The sequence below is a fragment of the Calothrix sp. CCY 0018 genome, assembly GCF_963920925.1.
Classification (GTDB): Bacteria; Cyanobacteriota; Cyanobacteriia; order Cyanobacteriales; family Nostocaceae; genus Rivularia.
This window is the reverse complement of the sequence record NZ_CAWUDI010000031.1, coordinates 60,539-80,567: the sequence shown is the minus strand read 5'-3', so window position 1 is coordinate 80,567 and position 20,029 is coordinate 60,539. Positions and strand designations below refer to the sequence as shown.

At 37.4% G+C, this 20,029-nt stretch carries 17 protein-coding genes; 6 read left to right on the top strand and 11 right to left on the bottom strand.

Annotated features, from left to right (window positions below):
* Positions 1-222: 222 nt before the first annotated feature.
* From ACM03V_RS21835 to ACM03V_RS21810, 6 genes are all read left to right on the top strand, one after another.
* Positions 223-540 (top strand): PqqD family peptide modification chaperone, encoded by a 318-nt coding sequence (locus tag ACM03V_RS21835; protein ID WP_414622902.1) that lies wholly within the window; start codon positions 223-225, stop codon positions 538-540.
* Positions 524-961, top strand: coding sequence for a lasso peptide biosynthesis B2 protein (locus ACM03V_RS21830; RefSeq protein WP_414622901.1), 438 nt, complete (start codon positions 524-526; stop codon positions 959-961). Before ACM03V_RS21835 ends, ACM03V_RS21830 begins: the two co-directional genes overlap by 17 nt.
* Entirely contained in the window at positions 958-2,991 is a 2,034-nt protein-coding gene (locus ACM03V_RS21825) for a lasso peptide isopeptide bond-forming cyclase (RefSeq protein ID WP_414622900.1), read from the top strand. The genes ACM03V_RS21830 and ACM03V_RS21825 overlap by 4 nt, the downstream gene beginning before the upstream one ends.
* Before the next feature lie 132 nt (positions 2,992-3,123).
* Entirely contained in the window at positions 3,124-3,294 is a 171-nt protein-coding gene (locus tag ACM03V_RS21820) for a lasso peptide (RefSeq protein WP_414622899.1), read from the top strand.
* 234 nt (positions 3,295-3,528) lie between these two features.
* Positions 3,529-4,407 (top strand): hypothetical protein, encoded by an 879-nt coding sequence (locus tag ACM03V_RS21815; protein WP_414622898.1) that lies wholly within the window; start codon positions 3,529-3,531, stop codon positions 4,405-4,407.
* A 137-nt stretch (positions 4,408-4,544) separates the two neighbouring features.
* On the top strand, positions 4,545-5,675 hold the full coding sequence (locus ACM03V_RS21810) for a nucleotidyltransferase family protein (protein WP_414622897.1): 1,131 nt from the start codon (positions 4,545-4,547) through the stop codon (positions 5,673-5,675).
* Between the two features lie 490 nt (positions 5,676-6,165).
* Here the strand turns inward: ACM03V_RS21810 and ACM03V_RS21805 are convergent, their stop codons facing one another.
* The 11 genes from ACM03V_RS21805 to glf form a co-directional block, all read right to left on the bottom strand.
* A complete protein-coding gene (locus tag ACM03V_RS21805; protein WP_414622896.1) occupies positions 6,166-6,726 on the bottom strand; it encodes a hypothetical protein in 561 nt (186 codons plus the stop codon).
* Positions 6,727-7,245: 519 nt separating this feature from the next.
* Positions 7,246-8,646, bottom strand: coding sequence for a hypothetical protein (locus tag ACM03V_RS21800; RefSeq protein WP_414622895.1), 1,401 nt, complete (start codon positions 8,644-8,646; stop codon positions 7,246-7,248).
* Positions 8,647-8,820: 174 nt separating this feature from the next.
* Positions 8,821-10,149: an IS4 family transposase gene (locus ACM03V_RS21795; RefSeq protein WP_414622894.1), complete on the bottom strand. Its 1,329-nt coding sequence runs from the start codon at positions 10,147-10,149 to the stop codon at positions 8,821-8,823.
* 226 nt (positions 10,150-10,375) lie between these two features.
* Positions 10,376-11,503: a glycosyltransferase family 4 protein gene (locus tag ACM03V_RS21790; protein WP_414622893.1), complete on the bottom strand. Its 1,128-nt coding sequence runs from the start codon at positions 11,501-11,503 to the stop codon at positions 10,376-10,378.
* Between the two features lie 44 nt (positions 11,504-11,547).
* The gene (locus ACM03V_RS21785; protein WP_414622892.1) at positions 11,548-12,795 is read right to left on the bottom strand and encodes a glycosyltransferase family 4 protein; all 1,248 of its coding nucleotides are present in this window, start codon (positions 12,793-12,795) and stop codon (positions 11,548-11,550) included.
* Positions 12,796-12,874: 79 nt separating this feature from the next.
* The gene (locus tag ACM03V_RS21780) at positions 12,875-13,984 is read right to left on the bottom strand and encodes a glycosyltransferase family 4 protein (RefSeq protein ID WP_414622891.1); all 1,110 of its coding nucleotides are present in this window, start codon (positions 13,982-13,984) and stop codon (positions 12,875-12,877) included.
* 53 nt (positions 13,985-14,037) lie between these two features.
* Complete coding sequence (locus ACM03V_RS21775; RefSeq protein WP_414622890.1) at positions 14,038-15,216, bottom strand: glycosyltransferase; 1,179 nt, start codon at positions 15,214-15,216, stop codon at positions 14,038-14,040.
* Positions 15,217-15,231: 15 nt separating this feature from the next.
* Positions 15,232-16,371: a glycosyltransferase family 2 protein gene (locus ACM03V_RS21770; protein ID WP_414622889.1), complete on the bottom strand. Its 1,140-nt coding sequence runs from the start codon at positions 16,369-16,371 to the stop codon at positions 15,232-15,234.
* Between the two features lie 74 nt (positions 16,372-16,445).
* Positions 16,446-17,543 (bottom strand): glycosyltransferase family 2 protein, encoded by a 1,098-nt coding sequence (locus ACM03V_RS21765; RefSeq protein ID WP_414622888.1) that lies wholly within the window; start codon positions 17,541-17,543, stop codon positions 16,446-16,448.
* Between the two features lie 72 nt (positions 17,544-17,615).
* A complete protein-coding gene (locus tag ACM03V_RS21760; RefSeq protein WP_414622887.1) occupies positions 17,616-18,626 on the bottom strand; it encodes a hypothetical protein in 1,011 nt (336 codons plus the stop codon).
* A gap of 81 nt (positions 18,627-18,707) precedes the next feature.
* Entirely contained in the window at positions 18,708-19,835 is a 1,128-nt protein-coding gene (gene glf, locus ACM03V_RS21755) for a UDP-galactopyranose mutase (RefSeq protein ID WP_414622886.1), read from the bottom strand.
* Positions 19,836-20,029: the final 194 nt, after the last annotated feature.

Below are 20,029 nucleotides of genomic sequence, written 5' to 3'. Positions count from 1 at the left end.
CCGACTGCTTCCCTCCCCTTGATAAGGAGAGGGATTGAGGGTGAGCAGCGTCTATTACAAAGCTAAATTTAAACTCTATCTAATTATATAAAGACGCAGCAACGTCAGTTTAAAGAGTATATGAAGTGTAAAAAGAAACATGGTGCTATCACCAAAGTAGGGTTTATATTTAATACAGCAAAGTAAACAACACAAACAACTAGCATTCAAGAGTTACAGAAAATGATTTATCCAGAACCCGACGTGCGCGAGATTGCCGAATCATCAATAGTAGTAGCGGCTTCAGACCAAATCTCTTCGGATCTTGGTGGTGAAGCAGTCATTCTGAACATGAAAACGGGAGTCTACCACGGTTTGAATGAAGTGGGTGCGCGGGTTTGGGATTTGATTGAGAAACCAAAAGCTGTAAAGGATATAAAGCAGGTGCTTTTGGAAGAGTACGAAGTTGAAACTGATATTTGTACTGACGACCTTTTTTCACTACTGAATAGTTTAAAAACCGCAGGGCTAATTAAAGTAACAAATGAAACTGGTGCGTAAAGTTTGGAATCTGAGAAAAGTTAATTTTTACTTACTATTTGTTACTTACTTTTTACTGGCAGCAGTTAGGTTAGGGTTGCTGTTATTAGAGTTTCGCATCTTATTAAAGATAATAAATAAACTCAGTACGATAAAACTACCACTCCCGAATACAACTCTGGGTCAAATTATTTGGGGTGTCAATGTTGCAACGCGGTATATGCCGGGTGGTGCAAAGTGTCTGGCACGTGCTTTAACTACTCAAGTTTTAATGAGTCATAGCGGTTTTTCTCCCGAATTGTGCATCGGGGTTGCTAAAAGCGAGTTAGGAGAATTAGAAGCACACGCTTGGATTAAATATCAGGGATACGTTGTAATCGGTTTTTTACCGGATCTACCACGCTACATTCAACTACCATCCCTTGAAGGAATTAAATTATGAGCGGCATCGTAGGTATTCATTACCTTAACGAACGTCCTGTAGAGCGCGAAAACTTGACAAAAATGGTTGATATATTGGCACATCGCGGGCCAGATGGTGCAGATATTTGGGTTGATGGGTGCGTTGGTTTGGGACATCGGATGTTGTGGACTACTCCTGAATCTCTGCTCGAAAAGCTGCCTTTGGTAAATCAAAGGGGTGACTTAGTAATTACAGCAGATGCTCGCATAGATAATCGTGATGAATTGATAGCTGCTTTACAGATAAATAATCGTCCTGTTAATAAGATTGTAGATAGCGAGCTGATATTGGCAGCATACGATAAATGGGGTGAAGATTGCCCACAGCATTTACTAGGTGACTTTGCATTTGCGATTTGGGATGAGCGTAAACAGATATTATTTTGCGCTCGCGATCATTTTGGGGTGAAGCCTTTCTACTATTACTCTTCTAAAAATACTTTTGTTTTTGGTAGTGAGATTAAAGCTTTGTTATTTTTACCAGAGGTTCCACGTCGGCTAAATGAGGTTAGAATAGCTGATTATTTGAATTTGATGCTCGAAGATGAAGCTATTACAAGTTATCAAGGTATTGTGCGACTTCCCCCGGCACACAGCATGGTGGTAAATCTGCAAGGAATTAAAACTAGCTGCTATTGGTGGCTAGACCCAAACCGTGAGATTAAGTTAGATTCTGACGCTGCTTATGCAGAAGAATTCCGTAAAATTTTCACTGAAGCGGTGCGTTGTCGGTTAAGAAGTGCTTTTCCTATTGTTTCTCAGTTGAGTGGTGGTTTAGATTCCTCATCTGTTACCTGTGTAGCGCGAGATATACTTAGCGAAAAAGATAAACAAAATAATCAAAAGAAAACCAAACTACATACAATATCTACTATATTTGATAATATCAAAGAGTGCGACGAACGTCCCTTCATAAACGCGGTTTTAGAGCAAGGTGGATTTATTCCTCACTATATCCACGGTGATAAGGTTGGACCATTATCCAGTCTTGAAGATGTTTTTCAATATGAAGATGAAGGTTTTCTAGGTGCGAGTCATTTTTACCCTTGGATAGCGAACCGTAGTGCCAATGAATTAGGTATGCGGATTGTTTTAGACGGATTGGATGGTGATACCACAGTTTGTCACGGTACATATAGAATTACAGAATTAGCCCGCCAGGGTGATTGGAAAACCTGTATTTCTGAAGTTCAAGCATCTTCAAAACACTTTAGAGTAAAAGCGTATTCAGTATTTCGGAATTATGCGCTACCCTATTTAAAAGAGTTGGCAACGAATTTTCGTTGGATAGCATTCTTCCAAGGAGTGCATTTAATACATCAACATTTTGGTATTTCCCGGAAAAATTTGCTATTAAATCATGGAATAAAGCCTTGTTTAAAGCAAATCAAGCAATTTTGGCAATCTAAATCAGAAAAAATCTCAAATGAATCCACTTCTCATAATCCCCTTGTTAGAAGTGACTTTGCAAAAAATATTGGTTTAGACAAGCGAATTCAAAAATTAGATACATCGAGTCATAAACCTTTAAATACTAGAGAAAAACATTGGGCTTCTTTAACACATGGTATATCGCCTTATGTTTTAGAACGAATGGATTTATGCGCCGCAAATTTCCACTTAGAAGTTCGTCATCCATTTATGGACAAGCGATTAATTGAGTTTTGCTTAGCTTTACCTGCGGAACAGAAATTATCTAATGGGTTTGGACGAATTGTGATGCGTCGTGCATTATCAGGAATTTTACCAGAAAAAGTGCAGTGGCGTGAAGGTAAAGCCGATTTATCACCTAACTTTGATGATGGGTTTTTGAATCGCGATCGCCAAATTTTGGATGATGTGATGTCCAATCAAATCAAATACTTGGAAAAGTACATCGATTCCGATTTTTTGCAATCAGCTTATCAGCGAATCATATCTGAAGAAGTTGTCAGGGACGAAGATATTACACCAGCATGGCAGGCTGTTATGTTAGCTTTGTGGTTCCATTATAAACAATTAACACCCTAAGTTTAATAGTCTTGGCAGGTTATAAGTTGAAATTAATATCTAATATTTCAAGTTATACCGTAAGTCCAATTACAGGGTGCTATCTGCCAAAAAAACACGTTCATTTTATACCCACAATCAGGAGATTAAATCATGAAGAATAACTACGTAGCTCCCAAATTAACCTCATTCGGTAACGTTACTGAAATGACACAGGCTCGTGGTACAGAGAGCAGACAAGATTTCATCTTCACCGTTAGTGGTGATGAAATTGGTGGTGGTAATGACCTTGGTTCCAGAGATGTTAATGGCGTTCCAGATTAGTAAAAAAGATTTGGTAAGATTGATAGATGGATAATATAAATTAATCAATTGTCCTTCTAGTAATCTCACTAAATCTAACCGGAGAGAATTATACTTTTGCTTTATGAGCGCAATCATACAAAAGTATATATACTCTCTGGCTCTCTAGCTTAGAGATATACAGTTTTTTGAGAATAATATTCTCAAAAAACTGCATTAATTTATTTATATTAATAAACTATATTTATATCATCAATGAAATCTTATAACATTTATAATCTGTGCATAGCATCAGAATTAGATTTTCCCGAGTTGATTGAAACTGAAGGTAAAGCAGATGTCAATATCAGATTCGGACAAGTTGATGATGCGATTAAAAAACAAAAAGGAACCAACAAGGCTTTTGTAGGAATATTGCCAGAAATTTGCAAACTATGGATTAACAACGGAGAAAAAATAATTATTGAGCCAGAAAAAGATGTTGATGAATCTGTGATGCGGACAGCTATTTTAGGTCCTATATTATGCATATTGTTACGACAAAGAGGATTATTAGTTATTCATGCTAGTTGCGTCAACATTAATAATCAAGGTGTAGCATTTATGGGTGGTTCTGGTTGGGGAAAATCCACTTTAGCAACTGCTTTCCATACTCAAGGCTACGATGTATTAACAGATGATGTATTACCGATAAGAATTGAAAAAAATCAGGCAATAGTTTATCCTAGTTATCCTCAATTTAAACTTTGTTCCGACGCTGCAACTTCTTTAGGACAGGATACTCAAAAATTACTTCCTGTTTATACAAATTCATCAAAAGTTACTTATAAAGTTTCCTATAAGTTTCAACAAAATCCCATTCCATTGCAGCAAATTTATGTCCTACATAAGGGAAGCGAACATCAAATTAATAGTTTAAAACCACAAGAAAATTTTATTGAACTAGTACGTCATACTCGTGCAATGAAATCAATAACAGAACAACAATTTATTGCACAGCATTTACATCTGTGTACCGAACTGATTAAGAATGTCAGATTTTGTCGCTTCACTCGTAAACCGTCTCTAGAAGATTTACCGAAGTTGATTAATTTAGTTGAGGAGGATTTGAACCTAATTCAAAAGGTAGCTTAAGATTAGAGTCCTTCAATAGAGAACAACAATAATTAGCTTGGCTTCACTTTTCAACGGTATGTTTAATTGATTGTAATTTAATTAAAATAAAGGCTGTCCTAATATAATATAAATTCCTCAAACCAACCATTTCATTTATGAAAACTTTATCTAAACTCGATACCAAAAACCAGAGAATCAACACTCGTCCTGAAATAGAATTACTTCTATCTTCCGTTAACCCCGATATTAATGATGCTACCACCGAACGCATCAAAACCTTAGTTAAACAAAATATTGATTGGCAATACTTAACCCAAACAGCAGATAGACACGCAGTATTATCATTACTATATTCTCGTCTAAATAGTATTTGCTCAGAGGCAATACCAGAACCAATTCTAAGTCAATGGCGTAGAAGTTTTCAATTTGTAGCACAGCGCAATTTGTTTTTAACAGGAGAACTTATCAATCTTCTAAAATTATTAAAACAACAAGATATCGTAGCGCTACCTTATAAAGGTCCAGTTTTAGCTACTTTAATCTATAAAAATGTAGCTTTGCGACGGTTTGGAGATTTAGACATTATCGTGCAACAACAAGATATCTTTGCAGTACGGGAACTATTGATAGCCCAAGGATATCGACCCAAAAGAGAAATGACTGATACAGAATTAGTTAAATATCTCAATTCTAAAAGAGAACATACTTATGATTTTATTCATGAAGATAAAAATATTTTCATAGAAATTCATTGGCGAATTGCACCGAAGTATATCACTCCTATTGCTGCAAAAGATTTGTGGCCAGATTTAGAACCTTTTTCTCTTGCTGGTACAACTATAAATAATTTACCTTTAGAAGATTGGCTACCAATTCTTTGCGTGCATGGTTCCAGACACGTATGGGAACGCTTTTCATGGCTGTGCGATATTGCCACGCTGATTCATAAAAATCCAGATATAAATTGGGAAGAAGTACTCCAAAAAGCTAACGATTGGGGTTGTCAGCGGATGCTATTCTTGGGACTTTACATGGTTAATGAATTATTTGGAATTAGCTTACCACCTGAAATTTGGCAGCAAATGAAGAAGGTTGAGCCTATAGTAAAAGATATTGCTCCTCAAGTATATGAGCAGCTTTTTGCAACTGTTAAAACTTCAGATAAATTTATGGGAAGAACTTTTTATCATATTCAGGTAAGAGAACGTTTAAACCATAAGATTTTGTATATCCAATCTTTTCTTTACTGGTTGGTGAAAGGGAAAAAGGAGATAGTTAAAAAGTAATATTTGTAAAAAATTAAGACACCAAGAAACCGGGTTTTTTCAAAAAAATCCGGTTTTTGAATTTTAATATTTGTAGTGCGACCATCTTGGTCGGTCGCTAGGGTGTTGACTTTGTGCTTTTTTAGGGGATTAAAATCATGCAAAAAACGTGTTGGTGTTCAAGATAATGCCCTCTCCCCTTCCCCTCTCCCAAGCTTGGGAGAGGGGAAGGGGAGAGGGAGAAAGGTTATGGTTGTTACCGGCATAAAACTTGTATGAACGAAGCACGCGGAAATTCTATCAAAGTCAACAGCCTAGTACAGCACGGCTTAAATAGTACACCCATTTTTTAGACTTAAATTGACGCTCATGATTAGATTTAAGATGGGTACTTGACTTACGCCAAGTGGTACTAGTCGCTAGCTGCTACCAGAAAGCGAAAACCCGTTTATGCAGTAACAAGCGAGACGCTCCCGTTAAGATATATTTTTCAGAAACTGAATACTCCCTTTTAATGCAATACATTACTAAAGCTATGCAGCTGCTTGAATTTTTCTAAAATATTATCCCAAACCGTGTAAAGCTCTTCTAAAGAATGATTATTTTCAATTACATAGTTAAAATTTTCAATATTCAGATACTTATCATGAGCTTGGGTATCTCTACATCTTTCTTCTCTTTGTAACCATATATTTAAACCTCCAAATTTTCTGACTATATCAAATTCTCGGAGAAATCGAGTATCGTTGATAACGATATCCGTACCTTGCAATAATATTCTTTCTAACCTAAATAAATTCTGATGATAGATTTTATCTCTATCTGAAGCAGGAGTTGCTATAAGTTGCTCTAAAAATCCTGATGCTTGTTCCCACTCTTTATCTGCTTCTAAATAAGTTGGGACTAATTCAACAGCTTGTCTATAACGAGTAGGAAGTGGGGTATGAAATCTCTGAGCTACGTGTAATCTAAGAGCAGTACCCCAAGAAAAAATTTGAAACCCTCGCTTACTTAAATATTGAGCGCTTGTATCTTTTCCACTACCAGATAATCCAGAAATGCTAATTAGCATTTTATCTCCTAGAATTATTTTGATTTTGTTTTATTTTTGAAAAGATAAGTTTTCCTCAATTCATGTTTGGAAACTTACCATTATTACCTAAAGATATAACAAGTGATTTATTTAAAAAAGATAAATAATATACTTATAGAAAATTCACTTACTGTTTGTGGAGTTCAGTTAAAGTGAGTGGCTATTTTTCTAGATTCAGGCTAAAATTAACGCACCCAACTACATATTTTTGACTTGTTTCTATCAATATAGGACTTACGCAAAGCCCCTTTTCTAAGGGGGGTTGGGGGGATCTAAACGGCTGAAATAGTTAATTTTATGTCCCTTGCGGGACACGCTGCGCTAACGTTGCGGTTGCGTAAGTCCTACAATAAATATCTTAAAGCCTTATTTTATCGTATTAGCCAGCCAGTTAAAGATGTTTGCATTTAGATATTATTAGCTAGCCACAGTCGGGCTTTGACAGTTTGAGGAGATGTCTAATGTGTGACAATTAGGGTATGGAATGTCGGTGTTAGATTAGAAGAGGTCTGCATCCATAGCTGATTGTGCAGCAAGAAAACGATCGCGCTTCTTAGCCTGCGTTTCATGCCACTGCAAACCCAGCAAGCACGCTACCGTAAGCATATGTCCCGGTTCCTCCATTTGAGTCAAAATTAATCCAAAAATCGCAGTAGATAGTAATAAAAACTTGCTATAATCATTCACACAAATCCTGCGCCATACAATAGAGCAAACGTATAAATAAGCTCCCAAGCCCAAGAATCCTAAATCTCCCCAGATCCCTGCCCATGTAAATAGTGGGAAGTATACAGTAGACTCTTGCGGAAGGTAGCTAGCGTAGATAGCTCGCCAAATATCGGCAGTTACAGGATGAGTAGTAGCACCTAGAGGCGTTAACATCGATGCGTAATCTCGCAGCACCCATCCACCTAAGCGACTAGCTGAGTGACCTGGACCTAGACCTAAAAACCAATTCAATAACGTTTCATAATAAGAGGGAATCAGTCGAAATGCTGCGAACTTGATTTGAGCGGCTTCCCCGTCTATTCCCCAAATATCGCGATCGAGCCAGTTTCTATAGGGTGACAAAAATTCAAGATTTAAATTTTTTACAGCCCAGAAAAATACCGCAACTATCAAAACGAGAGGTATCAAATAGGATAGGAATTTTCTCACATCTTTCGATTTGACGAGAACTAAACATATTAAGCCTCCTACAAGAGCAAGAAACACTTGTTTTGAATCGGAAACCTGTGTTTGATAGACTGTAGCTAATAATCCAGCGATTTTAATCCAGCGAGGAACGGTTTTGAAACCGTTAAAAGAATATAAAGCGAAATATATTGAAATAGTACAAGAGATATAATTGCCTGCACTTCCTCCTCCTCCACCAAACACTCCTACAATATTGTCTTGTATAGTTCCTCCTTCTGGTTTAGGGTAAAGTCCAATAGGTAGGAGAACCGACTGAGCAAGAGCTAATAGTAAATTAAATATTGCGAATCCAAATAACCAATTTGTAACTTTTTTTATATTTTGACTGCCTACAGGAATAGCTATGATAGCTAATAAAAATATAAAGGGTTCTCCCAACAATATAAAGTCTATAAAAATATTTATAATACCTGCTTGATTGAGCAGTGCGCTCGCAATCATGCACGTAAGCAGCATCCCTATCCCAAAAGATAGTTCCCCAATAAGTGCAATCTGCTTGCGATCTTTAACCTGAGTTGTCAATATTGCTATTCCCACAACTGCTGGGATAACTATAAAATGAACAAAATTAATCGCTGAAGGAAAACCAAAGCTTGAAAAAAAACGAGGAAAAAAAGCGGTAGCAAACCCAACAAGGAAGAGTATTGAATTTTTAATTGTTCCCTGCTTTGGTCTAATTAATTCGTCGTGGCTTACAGACATATCTAAGACCTAAAATAATTATAAACATATTGTTGGGAATAGAATTTAATTATACGTTACCTAAAACCCCTGGTAGAAACCGTAGATGAGTTATAACGTTTACTAAGCAACTGAGGTACAGCGATTACCTCACCCCGATAAAGCTGTGCTTTATCTCCCCTCTCCTTGGTAAGGCTACGGTGTACACACAAGTATACCCAGAGCGAGTTCCCAGCCATAAAAGAGCGACTCAAATTGATTGAGTCCACGAGCTAAAATAGTAATTCCAGGAGGTTTCTGAGAAGCATAACCCTTATAACCACCAAGTCGAGCAATAATCCAAGCAGCCCAGGGTAAGGATAAGGCTGGGTAAGGGTTTTTTTGTTTCTTAGTTTTTCCTTCTACTTGGGGTGCAACTTTTACCAAGCATTGTTGTTGTTCGTCACTAAAAGTGAGCTTAGCGTCTAAGTTGGGATTATCCCGTCCAAGAATCAACTGTAAAATTCTTAAAGCCACTGACAAGGCTAGAACAGTAAGTCTTTGAATTGCTGCGGTAGTCTCTAATTGGGTTGCTTCTATATTTAAGCCAGCGGTTTTCAAAGTGGCAAAAAGTTGTTCAATTCTCCAACGCCATGTGTACCATTTAATTATTTGTAATGCTTGTTCTAAACAACTGACTCGGTGTGTTGTCAGCAGTCGCCAGTGGATTGGCTTTTGCCCTGCGGGTGGGCTAATTTCTAATGCTTCGACTGCATAAACACTAATGCTTGCAGGATAATCACGAGTGTTCAATTTATCTGGACGTTTAATTTTAACTACTGTATGACGAACAGCTACAAATGCTTCTCTCGCTTTCCTATCAATACGTGTATCTGCTGATATCTCAACTGTGTAAGTTCCTGAACAAGGTTGTTTTTTAAGTTCTTCATACAGTCCGTTTGAATTTTCTAATAACCGTCGGTCTTGACGAGACCTTATTAGTACGTGGTTATATTTATTCGCAACGGTGGCGAACTCCTCAAATAAATCGCTTTCTCTGTCTCCAATATGGGTTATGGTTTTTACTCCTCCCATACTTAAACAGTGCTGGCTTTCTGAAGCCGAACGTAACCACTTATAGGATTCTTTTTCTTCTATTGGCTGTTTATAATAGTTCCTTTCATGCTTTGATGCATGGTCTTTATCACGTGTCCACAACTGCACTGTACTTAATCCTAACGGAAATCCATTTTCTGCATCTAAAATCAGTGTTGGGTGAATATAAAATCCTATGTCTGTATTATTTCCTACTACTCCTACCCCTTCTGCTTTTAGTCTTCCTGCGTGGGATTGTAGATTTATTTCACTGCTGTCACTTATTGCTAGTATGTGCTTTTCTTCCACTTGTAACATACAGTGATCTGACAAGCTTTGTACTAATTCCCCCACTTTCACATTTTTATTTTCCAAAAAACGGTAATATCCTACTTGTTCGGCTCTGTTGTTACTAATTTGACTAATACTTACATAATTATGCTTCCCCATTGCATCGTATAATTTCGCCCCCTTTTTATCAGCCTTGGGTCTCCAAATGCTCTTCCTTCAAAACGGCTTGCATGAATTTCTATTGGGTTTTCCACCTTAGCTGCCCCCCATTTTTCTTCCTATCCATAGTTTACATCTACTTGTGTGTACACCGTAGCCTTGGTAAGGAGAGGGGTTGGGGGTGAGGTTTTGATATATACCTCAATAGACTGAAAAACGCTATAAATCATCTGACTAAATTATAAAACTCTAAATACTGCTGGGCTATATTTGATTTGAAAAATCGTGAATCCACAAATGATGTTTTGGTAGGTGGTTGAGAAAGTATAGAAGCTATGCTATCTGAAAGATTTTTGATTGGATCGTGCTTTAAATCAAAGTAGTGACAGGTTGAAGAACCCACTTCTCGAAGGATGGGAATATCTGAACAAACTACCTTACACGAGAGGGATAATGCTTCTACCAAAGGAAAACAAAATCCTTCAGTAGATGAGGGGATAACAAAAAGTTCGCAGTTTTTGTATAGCCAGCATAGTTCTTCATCTTCAATTGAGGAAAGCAAAATCACCTGTTGATGGAGATTAAGCGTTTGAATTAAAGATTTAATATTTTCTGTTTCAGGTCCATAACTACCAACGATAATTAGTTTAGTTGAATCTTTTAATTGATGTTGATCGCTCAGTAGAGAATATGCTTTGATTAATATATCTAGATTTTTATTTTTGCGATGTTGAGCAACAGATAGCAAGAACGGCGCTTCAATATTATTATTAGCATTCTTGGGAACTTTTGGAGTCACATCAGAGAAATCTACATAGTTATAAACTACATTGGTGATTTTTTTACTATTTTTAAGATCAGGAAAATAATATTCTAGACATTCTAAAGTTTTATTTGAAACGCAAGTAAGTCCATTACTATTATTAATGCATTGTTGCAGGAATAACTGATTAAATATAACGTTAGGATAGCCAAAATTTTCTGGATATTCATAAGGATATAAGTCATGAATGGTGGCTACAACGGGGTAAGAAAAAAGCAGGCGAATAAAGGGAAGTGGGAACGAAAGATGTACGCGATCGCAATTAATTTGTTTAGCAAGTTTTGGCAAACCAAATAAAAACCAAATATTTCTCGCAATTGAGCTATTTTTAATATCAATGGTGACTATTTTAATTTTTTCTGAAGTTAAAGAAAAAGTTTTTTCAAAGTAATCTTTTTGCCATGCTCCTATTACCAAAGTAATTTGACTAATCTTTTCATTGTCTGCAAGACATTTAGCAAGATTTGCAGCGTGTCTACAAACTCCAGTAGGTTTAGTTGGTCTGTGTAAAGCGGCAATTAAAATATGCATAACCGATCAACTATAAAATTAATTGTACAAAAGCGATCGCTATTTTAAAGCGTTACTAAATTTTTCTCTTTTCGGACAATATCTTCATAGATCAAAGCCAAGCGTTCACCTCTGTATTCCCAAGTAAAAGCTTCTTTGGTTAACTTCTGTCCGGCTTTCCCCATTTGCTGTCGCAATTCGGAATTATGAGCAAGAGTCACCATTATCTTAGATAAGTCACTAACTGCTTGTTCTGGATCGATTGCACGCACCTTAAAACCAGTTTCTTCAGTTATTAGTAAAGCAGGTCCTCCCAAATCTAAACAAATAACTGGACGACCTGCTGCCATTGCTTCCATACATACTAATCCACCAGAGTCGTGTAAGCTGGGATGAACCAGTATATGGGATTCTCCTAACTTTGCTAAAGTCTCTTCACGAGGTATCTCACCCCAGAATTTAACTTGTTGAGCAATTCCCAATTCTTGAGCCAGTATTCGTAGGCGATCGCGTTCCGAACCGTCTCCTAAAATCCAGTATTCGGCATTTGGTAAGTTTGCTAAAGCAAAGGCTTTGACTCCCAAATGAAAGCCTTTCCAATGTAGTAATCTGCCAATGCTAATAAATCGTAGTGGGGAATCTGGAGGCATTTCGTACTTACCAAGATCGGTTATTTCTGCTTGCGTTAATCCAATTGCAGGCATTACCTGTACGTTACTCACTCCCATTTTGTAAATCCGCTCAGCTGTATCTTCAGTAGTAGCACCAATTACAGCGCTTTTTCTAGCAGTAAGATGTACGAATGGGTCAAGTTCCCCTAAAGAACGAGTTAAGTTTCTGGCAATTTCATAAGCTTTAGCACGTAAACTAAAATCTTTCCAAAAAGCTTTTGGGGCTGTTTCACCCCCACCAACTGGTCCCCAAACAAATGGAACATTTAAAAGTGATAAAAAGCTAGGATTTGAATATTTTACAAATGTGACATGATGCATGGCATCAAAACCAATTTCGCGGTGCAGACGACGCGCAACAAAGTATGCTTGAATTTGCCATAGATAATAATGAATTTGCATCGCACCGCTCGACCCCCAGCGCCAAAGGTCACTTAATATCGGGATATTAAAATATATAAAGTGCATATTAGGAACTGGATTTTGCGCTAATTCAGCTTGAATAACTTCTCCACTTTCTTCAAAGCGAGTTAAAACCCAAACTTCATGATGATTAGCGACTTCGCGAGCAACATTCCAACCTACACCTCGCTCAGAACCCTTACCTGGTTCGCAGGAGTAGGCAGATATGAGAATTTTCATATTTATAGCACCTCTTAATAATTTGGAGCATTTTTAGATAACTCAGAAAAAAATTTTTTATAGAACTATCTTGATGCAGCTAATTGTTAATTACCAACTTTTCATAAATTTGGGCAATTTGTTCTGCTGTTTCTTCCCAAGTAAACAATTTAGCTCTTACTAATCCTTTTTTGACTAATTCCTCATAGTAATCTGGATTATTATACAGACGACATACTGCATCTGCTATTGCTTGAGAGTCCGTTGGTTCAACTAGAATCCCGGCATCTCCTACCACTTCTGGCATTGCTGAGACTTTGGAACTGATAACTGGAATACCGCAAGCCATTGCTTCTAAAAGCGTAATCCCAAATCCTTCATGTAAAGAAGGCGCTATTAATATATCGGCAGCATTATAAATTTCCAGCAAACCTTGTTTATCTGGCTTACCTAAATAACTAATGTAACTTTCTAATCCTTGAGCCTGAATATAAGCTTTTTGTTCCTCAGAAAAATCTGCACCTACTTTTAAAAAATGAAAAGATAATTTATTTTGCTTAAGAATATTTATTGCTTTTAAGATGTTAGTAATATTTTTTCTAGGATGGTTAGAACCTACATTTAGTAAGCATAAATCTGATGTAATATCTCGTTGTTGTCGAAATGATTTGGCTTGTTCCTTCAGTAATGGCTGAAAAATTTGATCGACAGCATTTGGAATTACAGAAATGCGTGCTGATTCAATATCTAATATTTGATTCGTGTCTTTCGCTGTCATAGAAGAAACAGCAACAATACTATCTGCTTTTTTCATCCCTTTGATGGCATATAACCACATCGCACGACTGATAAAAGGTAGCTCTACCGAATTTTTGAGATTATCTTTATAGTAAAAATTAACTAAGTCGTGACAAGTAACGACAACATTTTTGTTTTGATTCTTTAACCAATAGGTAATATGTGCTTCACTAGGATCGATAATGTGAAAAATATCGGCTTTGTGCTGTGTTACTTGTTGTGGAAAACGCCAGAAACGTTCGTAGTACTTCTTAATTCTTAGAAGCAAAGAACGACTTTTTCTATCAATAGGTTGTGGCTTTAAATCCAGTATCTCCCAATCTGGACGCACCGCTCGAAATCCTGAAATAATGCCGTTTGTATAGACATCCATACTGAATTCAGGTATCATTCGCACAATTGCTATACGCATTATTAATCTTTAACTCTTGAAATAAAACATGATTTGCATTTTAAAGCATTAATCTATGTAAGCTTTTCCGTTGTCACCATATAACCTCCACTTTGTGTTTCAATTAACTCTTGCCACAAATTAATCAGCCGTTCGGCAATCTTTTCGTGGGTGTAATACTGATAAACTCTATTCATCCCGTAGCTTCCAGCTTCTTCTCTCCACTGTGGCTCGCAAATCATTTTTTCTAAAATTACGGCAAGTTCCACAGCGTTTTCTTCGGTAAAGACTAAATCAGATCGCCCAATTACGTTAGGAATTTCACCAGAACTCGAACCCACCACAGGTACACCCATTGCCATTGCTTCGATTAATACATGACCGAATTGCTCTTTCCAAGTTTCAGTAGTTCGTGAAGGTAAAACCAAGACATCAAATTTACTGATTTCTTCGGCGGCTTTACTATGAGGAACTGCACCTTGCCAAGTTACGAATTCGGCAATTTGTTGCTTTTGCGCTTCTTCTCTGAGAGCTTCTTGATCATTTCCAGAACCGCAAAGTATAATCCGGAACTTTAATCCGCGTTCTTGGAGTTGACGTGCAGCAGCAAATATCAGGTCGATACCCTTTTGATGTGCCAACCGTCCTAAAAAGCCGATTTTTAGTTCATTTGTCTGGTGTTGCGATCGCAAATCCGCACTAAATAACTGCGTGTCTACTCCTAATTGAGGCATAACTTCGACTTTTCCGGTATAACCCCAGCCACGTAATAAATCCGCACCGTCTTGATTACCAGCAATAATCAACTTTGCGGTATCTAAAACGAATTTGCGAATCCAGTGACGCGGTAAAGGTAAGCGACGCTCCTGGTTTTCCCACCCGAAAAGAACTAAAGGCTTACCAGTTAGACGGCTGTAAATTGCAAACTCAAAGGCACATAGGGAGAAAACCTCTAATTCTACGTGCAGCAGATCTGGCTGAAAATCTTTGATTACTTCTCGGATTTTCCCAGGTGCAAAAATATAAGCACCTCCCCGACCGGGAGAAACCACAGGAGCGCTATAGTATTTGATATTTTCGTAAGGTGTCTCCAAAGGAAGCTGACGATTCCACTCTACTGCTTTCCAGTTGCTCGGAGCCAATAAAGCAACTTCAGCCACGCCAGTTTTGGCGATCGCGTCAAGCTTTCCTTGATTTACACCGACTACATAAGTGTGACTGACAAAAAGAATACGTAATGGAGGATGATTCACAATATTTTTTCCTGCTTAATCGAAAGTGCCAGCGATTGTACTTGTGCTTGCTCCCCTATAGTTGGAGAATTTTGGCAACAACAAAGATTTGACAAAGCGTTTGAGGCGACCTGAACCATATATCTGGTTAAATAACAACCAAAACAAAGCATCTGGTAAGTGCCATTGAACTAGAAATCCATGCGGTTTACGCCAACTGAACATATGATTAAATTCTGGATGAGTAACAAGTTGCTGGTGTGTCCGTTGACATTCTTCCATAGACGCATATTGCAAACGAGATAGTAAATAGCACTCGTGACACCAGATGATATTGAGTTCTTGACCTGTCAATTTGTGAGCCATTTGTGAGCCGTATATCTTTTGCAACAGCTTTTTCTGCTCTTGATGTACAAGGAAAGCGCTTTCCTGTCCACGCTTTATACATTCAGCACTCAGAAGAGTCACGCTAGAAGTATTGGCACCGTGCAGACGAAACTGACTCAAGACTTCTGTGGTAGAGCCGATCGAAGTAATTAATGGAGCGAGACGATAGATAAGACTATCTGTATTTCGCACCATAACTTCATTGAGTGGGAATATTAAATTAGTAACATCGCGCCTGAAAGAAAGTGCGGAAGCAGGTGGGATATTATCTACATAGCCACCATTTGCCAGAGCATAAACTCCCATCCACCCGGCTGCCATTTTTGTAAACATAGGTCTACCTTTGATAGACGCTCCTTTGCTATCCACTTCAATCACATTGTGAATAAAAAATCCACATCGGTCTTGGGACTGAAACCCTTCCACAACTCGTTGTAACTTTTGTTTAATCCAGATATCATCAGCATCTAAAATACAAATAATTTCGCCTTTGCTTTTCCAATAAGCTGTATTTAAAGCAACAGCAACTTTCTGATTTTTCTGACGGATTAATTTAATTCTTGCATCTTTATCTATATAAGATTCGATGATTTCACAGGAATTATCAGTAGAACCATCATCACAGACTATAATTTCAAAATGAGGATAGCTTTGGCAAAGAACGCTTTCAAGGGTTTGACCAATATATTCAGCATAGTTATAGTTGGGAATCAATACTGATACTAATGGTTTAGCTGGTAATGCTGAAAGTTGAATTGGTTTCAATATATCCGTTTGCTGCTGTTGCATATAATCCTACATAAAAATAAACTACTAATCAATACTTGATTCGAGCGAATAAAATTGAAAAAACTTATAACAATCTAAGAGAACTGATAAGTTTTTTGGGCGATCCATCTGAATAAACGCTTAAGCTGGCTTGAACCATAAATTTGATCGAACAACGCTTTAAAAATTTTGTTTGGTAAATATTCACCCCATTTAAATAACCACTGTTGAGCTACTGACCAGTTGTAAAAATCTGGATTACTAATTAGTCGTCGATAAATTTCTCGTCGTTCTTGACTATGTAACCCTTTGAAGCGAGCAAGCAAATAGCGATCATGACAAACTGCGGCACTACGATCTAAATCTGTTAGGCTTTGGGCAATTTTCGATCCATAAACTTTGCTCAGAAAAAGTTTTTGTTCTTGATGTACCCGTTCTAAGGTAAGTTGCTCTTTCTCTAAAAATTCTTGTGTCAAAGTTGCTTGACTTGTAGTATTAGATCCATGTAAACGAAACTTACTTAAGGCTTCGAGTGAAGATCCAATTACCGTGATAAATGGAGCAAAGCGGAAAATAAGACTATCTGCATTCCGGACAAATGCTTCATTTAGAGGATAAATATATTCAGCAACTTCCCGTCTAATACTTAGCGCAGAAGCTGGGGGTATATTGTAGACAAATCCACCATTTTGTAAGGCAAATTCTCCCATCCAACCGGAAGCTAAACGCTTCAACATGGAGGTCGATTTGAGTAAATTCCCCTCACCATCAACCTGAATTACATTGTGAATCGCAAAGCCATTTTTAGGATAGGACTTAAACAACTCCACAACTTTTTCTAGCTTTGTGTCCATCCACACATCATCTGCATCAAGCAAACAAATGATTTCACCTTTGCTTTCACGATAGGTAGTATTTAATGCGGTAGCTACTCCACCATTTTCTTTGCTAATTAACTTAATTCTAAAATCTTTCTGAACATAAGTTTCAATGATTTCACAAGAGTTATCTTTAGAGCCATCATCGCAAACAATAACTTCAAAATTTTGATAAGTTTGGCTCAGGACACTATCTAGAGTTTCACTGATGTATTGGGCATAATTGTAATTGGCTACCAATACCGAAACTAAAGGTTTTTCGGGAAGCTGAGGTAGTTCAATTGGTTGCAGTTGATTGGTTTGTAGTTGTTGCATTTACTAATCCTAATATTCTTAAGCTCAATTAGTCTTCAGGTTGATGAAATGGCAAAATACAAGTATGGGTATTTATGCAACGCCAACATTTGCTTTTGCATCTGTTTTACTTGCATTTAAACAAAGCTGAGGATATATTTCGCTCAAATATTCCTTCATAGCAGCTTCTTGAGGACCGAATGAGAAGTGACCTACAAAAGTATTATTGATTACAAGTATGGGTCTAGACAGATCCATACAGTCTTTACATAAATGTGCCTCATCGAGACCAAGACCCCCTTGTGAAAAGGAAGTGCGTAAACCACCTATTTTTTCCCAAAATTCCCGTTCAAAAAGTATCGCTCCAATACTAAACCGATGAGGTACTGGTGAATAACTCAAAGGTTTTGCTCTTATACGACCCCCAATTTCATCCAATGGAAGGCTTTTTTGCCACAACCATTTTGCAGCTTCTCCATCAAATTGAGCTTTAACATCACTAGCAGCGTGTTTTAGTTCGCCAAATTTATCTTTGTATTCATCCTCAGCACTGATTATTTTCAAAAAAGGTATGTAAGAATAACCATTTACATTAATAATGGGAGCGCAAATTCCTGGTTGATACAACCCCTCTTGCTTGATATGCAAGTATCCATCTAGTAAAGAATCAAACAATCCTTCAGTAACGAAAATATCTTCATCTAATTTATAAATCCATTTTGCTTTAGGATGGTTCGCGATTGCTAAATTTTGCACCAGCGCTACTTTATTAGTCTTTGTGTAAAGATAAGACCAATTGTGAGTTTGGGCGAATTCTGCTAAAGCATTAACGTACAAACCAGATGAGACAATACATACATCAATATCAGGTGTAACAAACTTGGCTATTCTTTCCAAAGTCAATGGCCAAAGGAAATCTTTATAGCCAGCAAGTACAATCAGAAGACGCTGACTACCTTTGCTTCTATTGATAAATTTGTAAGAGCCGCTAAAGTTTAACCACCTCATCCATTTTTTCTTAGCTTCCCCAGTTAAACTCGATAAGTTCGGAAGTCGGTGATTATCTTTCTGAGGAGCCTTTTTCGCCGATGTACTTATTGTCATTGCCTTTTCCGTATCTCCATGTAATATTTTACGAGGTTATTAATTCACTCAATAGCGTGTATCTCTTGTAATTATTGAATCTTAAGAATTGCCTGCTATATCTTTTTCAAACACACCAAGCGCTCGTAGCACTGCGTGATCCATGTCGTAATACTTGTAATCTGCAAGTCGTCCGGCAAAAAGTACTGAACCGTTGAGTTTCTCTATTTCTTTAAGGTAAAGATCGAGTTGCTGGCGGTTCTGCTCGTTGAGGATCGGGTAATAAGGGTCATTTTTCCCCGGTACATAAGCTTGAGGAAATTCCCTCACTAAGGTGGTTTTGGGTGAGGTTTGCCCTGACAAATATTTCTGTTCGGTGATACGGGTGATATCGTAGTCGTTAGGATAGTTAACCGTACCGACTTCTTGATAATGTTCTTGGTCTAAAGTATCAAACTGAAAACGCAAGCTACGATATGGCAATTCACCATGCATATAATCGAAGAAGGTATCAATCGGACCAGTGCAAAGTATCCGGTTAAACGTAACGTCGTTGATAATTTCGCGGTAATCTGTGTTCAACATCACCTTAATATTGGGGTGATTCAACATTTTGTTGAACATTTCAGTGTAGCCAAGCTTGGGCATTGCTTGGTAGGGGTCTTGAAAATAACGGTTATCCCGGCTGATGTATACTGGAACACGTCCTGTTACTGCCTTATCTAATTCTTCTGGTTTCACTCCCCACTGCTTCATAGTGTAGCGAAGAAAAACATTTTCATAGATATATTCGGCTAAAAACTTTAAGTCGCCGCTAGCACTTTCACGTAGTTTCAAAATGGGTACTTTGACACCAAAACCAAAGTTTTCTAAAAGTAAGTTCTCTAGCTTCTCCGCGTATTTTGGCGGAAAAAGAGCGTAGAGGGAATTTAAATTAAAGGGGATAGGAACTTTTTTACCTTCTAAAACTCCTAGTACGTGGTGATAGTAAGGTCTCCATTCGGTAAACTGGGAAAGATAATCCCAAACTTTTTTAGATTTGGTGTGGAAAATATGGGGACCGTATTTGTGAACTAGAATGCCATGTTCGTTGTAGTAGTCGTAAGCATTACCACCGATGTGATTGCGTTTTTCGACAATTAGTACTCGCTGTCCAAGTTCATTCGCAACTCTTTCGGCTATGACGCAAGCAGAATATCCAGCACCGATGATTAACCAATCAAATTTCATATTTTACGTTTCCTTAATTACAAATAGGTTTAGTTCTGGCAAATATTCTTTCGTTGCAGATAGTTCAAATCAGAATAAAAAATATTTACTTGCAATCAGTTTTTTTGATTTTTCTATACAATAACTGATTGTTTTTTTATAGACGCAGATAAAAATCGGAGTGTAGTGGATAGCTATTAAAAAAAATATCTTGA

What these genes read in the sequence shown, in the direction of transcription:
- ACM03V_RS21835 (WP_414622902.1), top strand. Translation starts at nt 223, where the DNA reads ATGATTTATCCAGAACCCGACGTGCGCGAGATTGCCGAATCATCAATA.
- ACM03V_RS21830 (WP_414622901.1), top strand. Translation starts at nt 524, where the DNA reads ATGAAACTGGTGCGTAAAGTTTGGAATCTGAGAAAAGTTAATTTTTAC.
- ACM03V_RS21825 (WP_414622900.1), top strand. Translation starts at nt 958, where the DNA reads ATGAGCGGCATCGTAGGTATTCATTACCTTAACGAACGTCCTGTAGAG.
- ACM03V_RS21820 (WP_414622899.1), top strand. Translation starts at nt 3,124, where the DNA reads ATGAAGAATAACTACGTAGCTCCCAAATTAACCTCATTCGGTAACGTT.
- ACM03V_RS21815 (WP_414622898.1), top strand. Translation starts at nt 3,529, where the DNA reads ATGAAATCTTATAACATTTATAATCTGTGCATAGCATCAGAATTAGAT.
- ACM03V_RS21810 (WP_414622897.1), top strand. Translation starts at nt 4,545, where the DNA reads ATGAAAACTTTATCTAAACTCGATACCAAAAACCAGAGAATCAACACT.
- ACM03V_RS21805 (WP_414622896.1), bottom strand. Translation starts at nt 6,726, where the DNA reads ATGCTAATTAGCATTTCTGGATTATCTGGTAGTGGAAAAGATACAAGC.
- ACM03V_RS21800 (WP_414622895.1), bottom strand. Translation starts at nt 8,646, where the DNA reads ATGTCTGTAAGCCACGACGAATTAATTAGACCAAAGCAGGGAACAATT.
- ACM03V_RS21795 (WP_414622894.1), bottom strand. Translation starts at nt 10,149, where the DNA reads ATGGGGAAGCATAATTATGTAAGTATTAGTCAAATTAGTAACAACAGA.
- ACM03V_RS21790 (WP_414622893.1), bottom strand. Translation starts at nt 11,503, where the DNA reads ATGCATATTTTAATTGCCGCTTTACACAGACCAACTAAACCTACTGGA.
- ACM03V_RS21785 (WP_414622892.1), bottom strand. Translation starts at nt 12,795, where the DNA reads ATGAAAATTCTCATATCTGCCTACTCCTGCGAACCAGGTAAGGGTTCT.
- ACM03V_RS21780 (WP_414622891.1), bottom strand. Translation starts at nt 13,984, where the DNA reads ATGCGTATAGCAATTGTGCGAATGATACCTGAATTCAGTATGGATGTC.
- ACM03V_RS21770 (WP_414622889.1), bottom strand. Translation starts at nt 16,371, where the DNA reads ATGCAACAGCAGCAAACGGATATATTGAAACCAATTCAACTTTCAGCA.
- ACM03V_RS21765 (WP_414622888.1), bottom strand. Translation starts at nt 17,543, where the DNA reads ATGCAACAACTACAAACCAATCAACTGCAACCAATTGAACTACCTCAG.
- ACM03V_RS21760 (WP_414622887.1), bottom strand. Translation starts at nt 18,626, where the DNA reads ATGACAATAAGTACATCGGCGAAAAAGGCTCCTCAGAAAGATAATCAC.
- glf (WP_414622886.1), bottom strand. Translation starts at nt 19,835, where the DNA reads ATGAAATTTGATTGGTTAATCATCGGTGCTGGATATTCTGCTTGCGTC.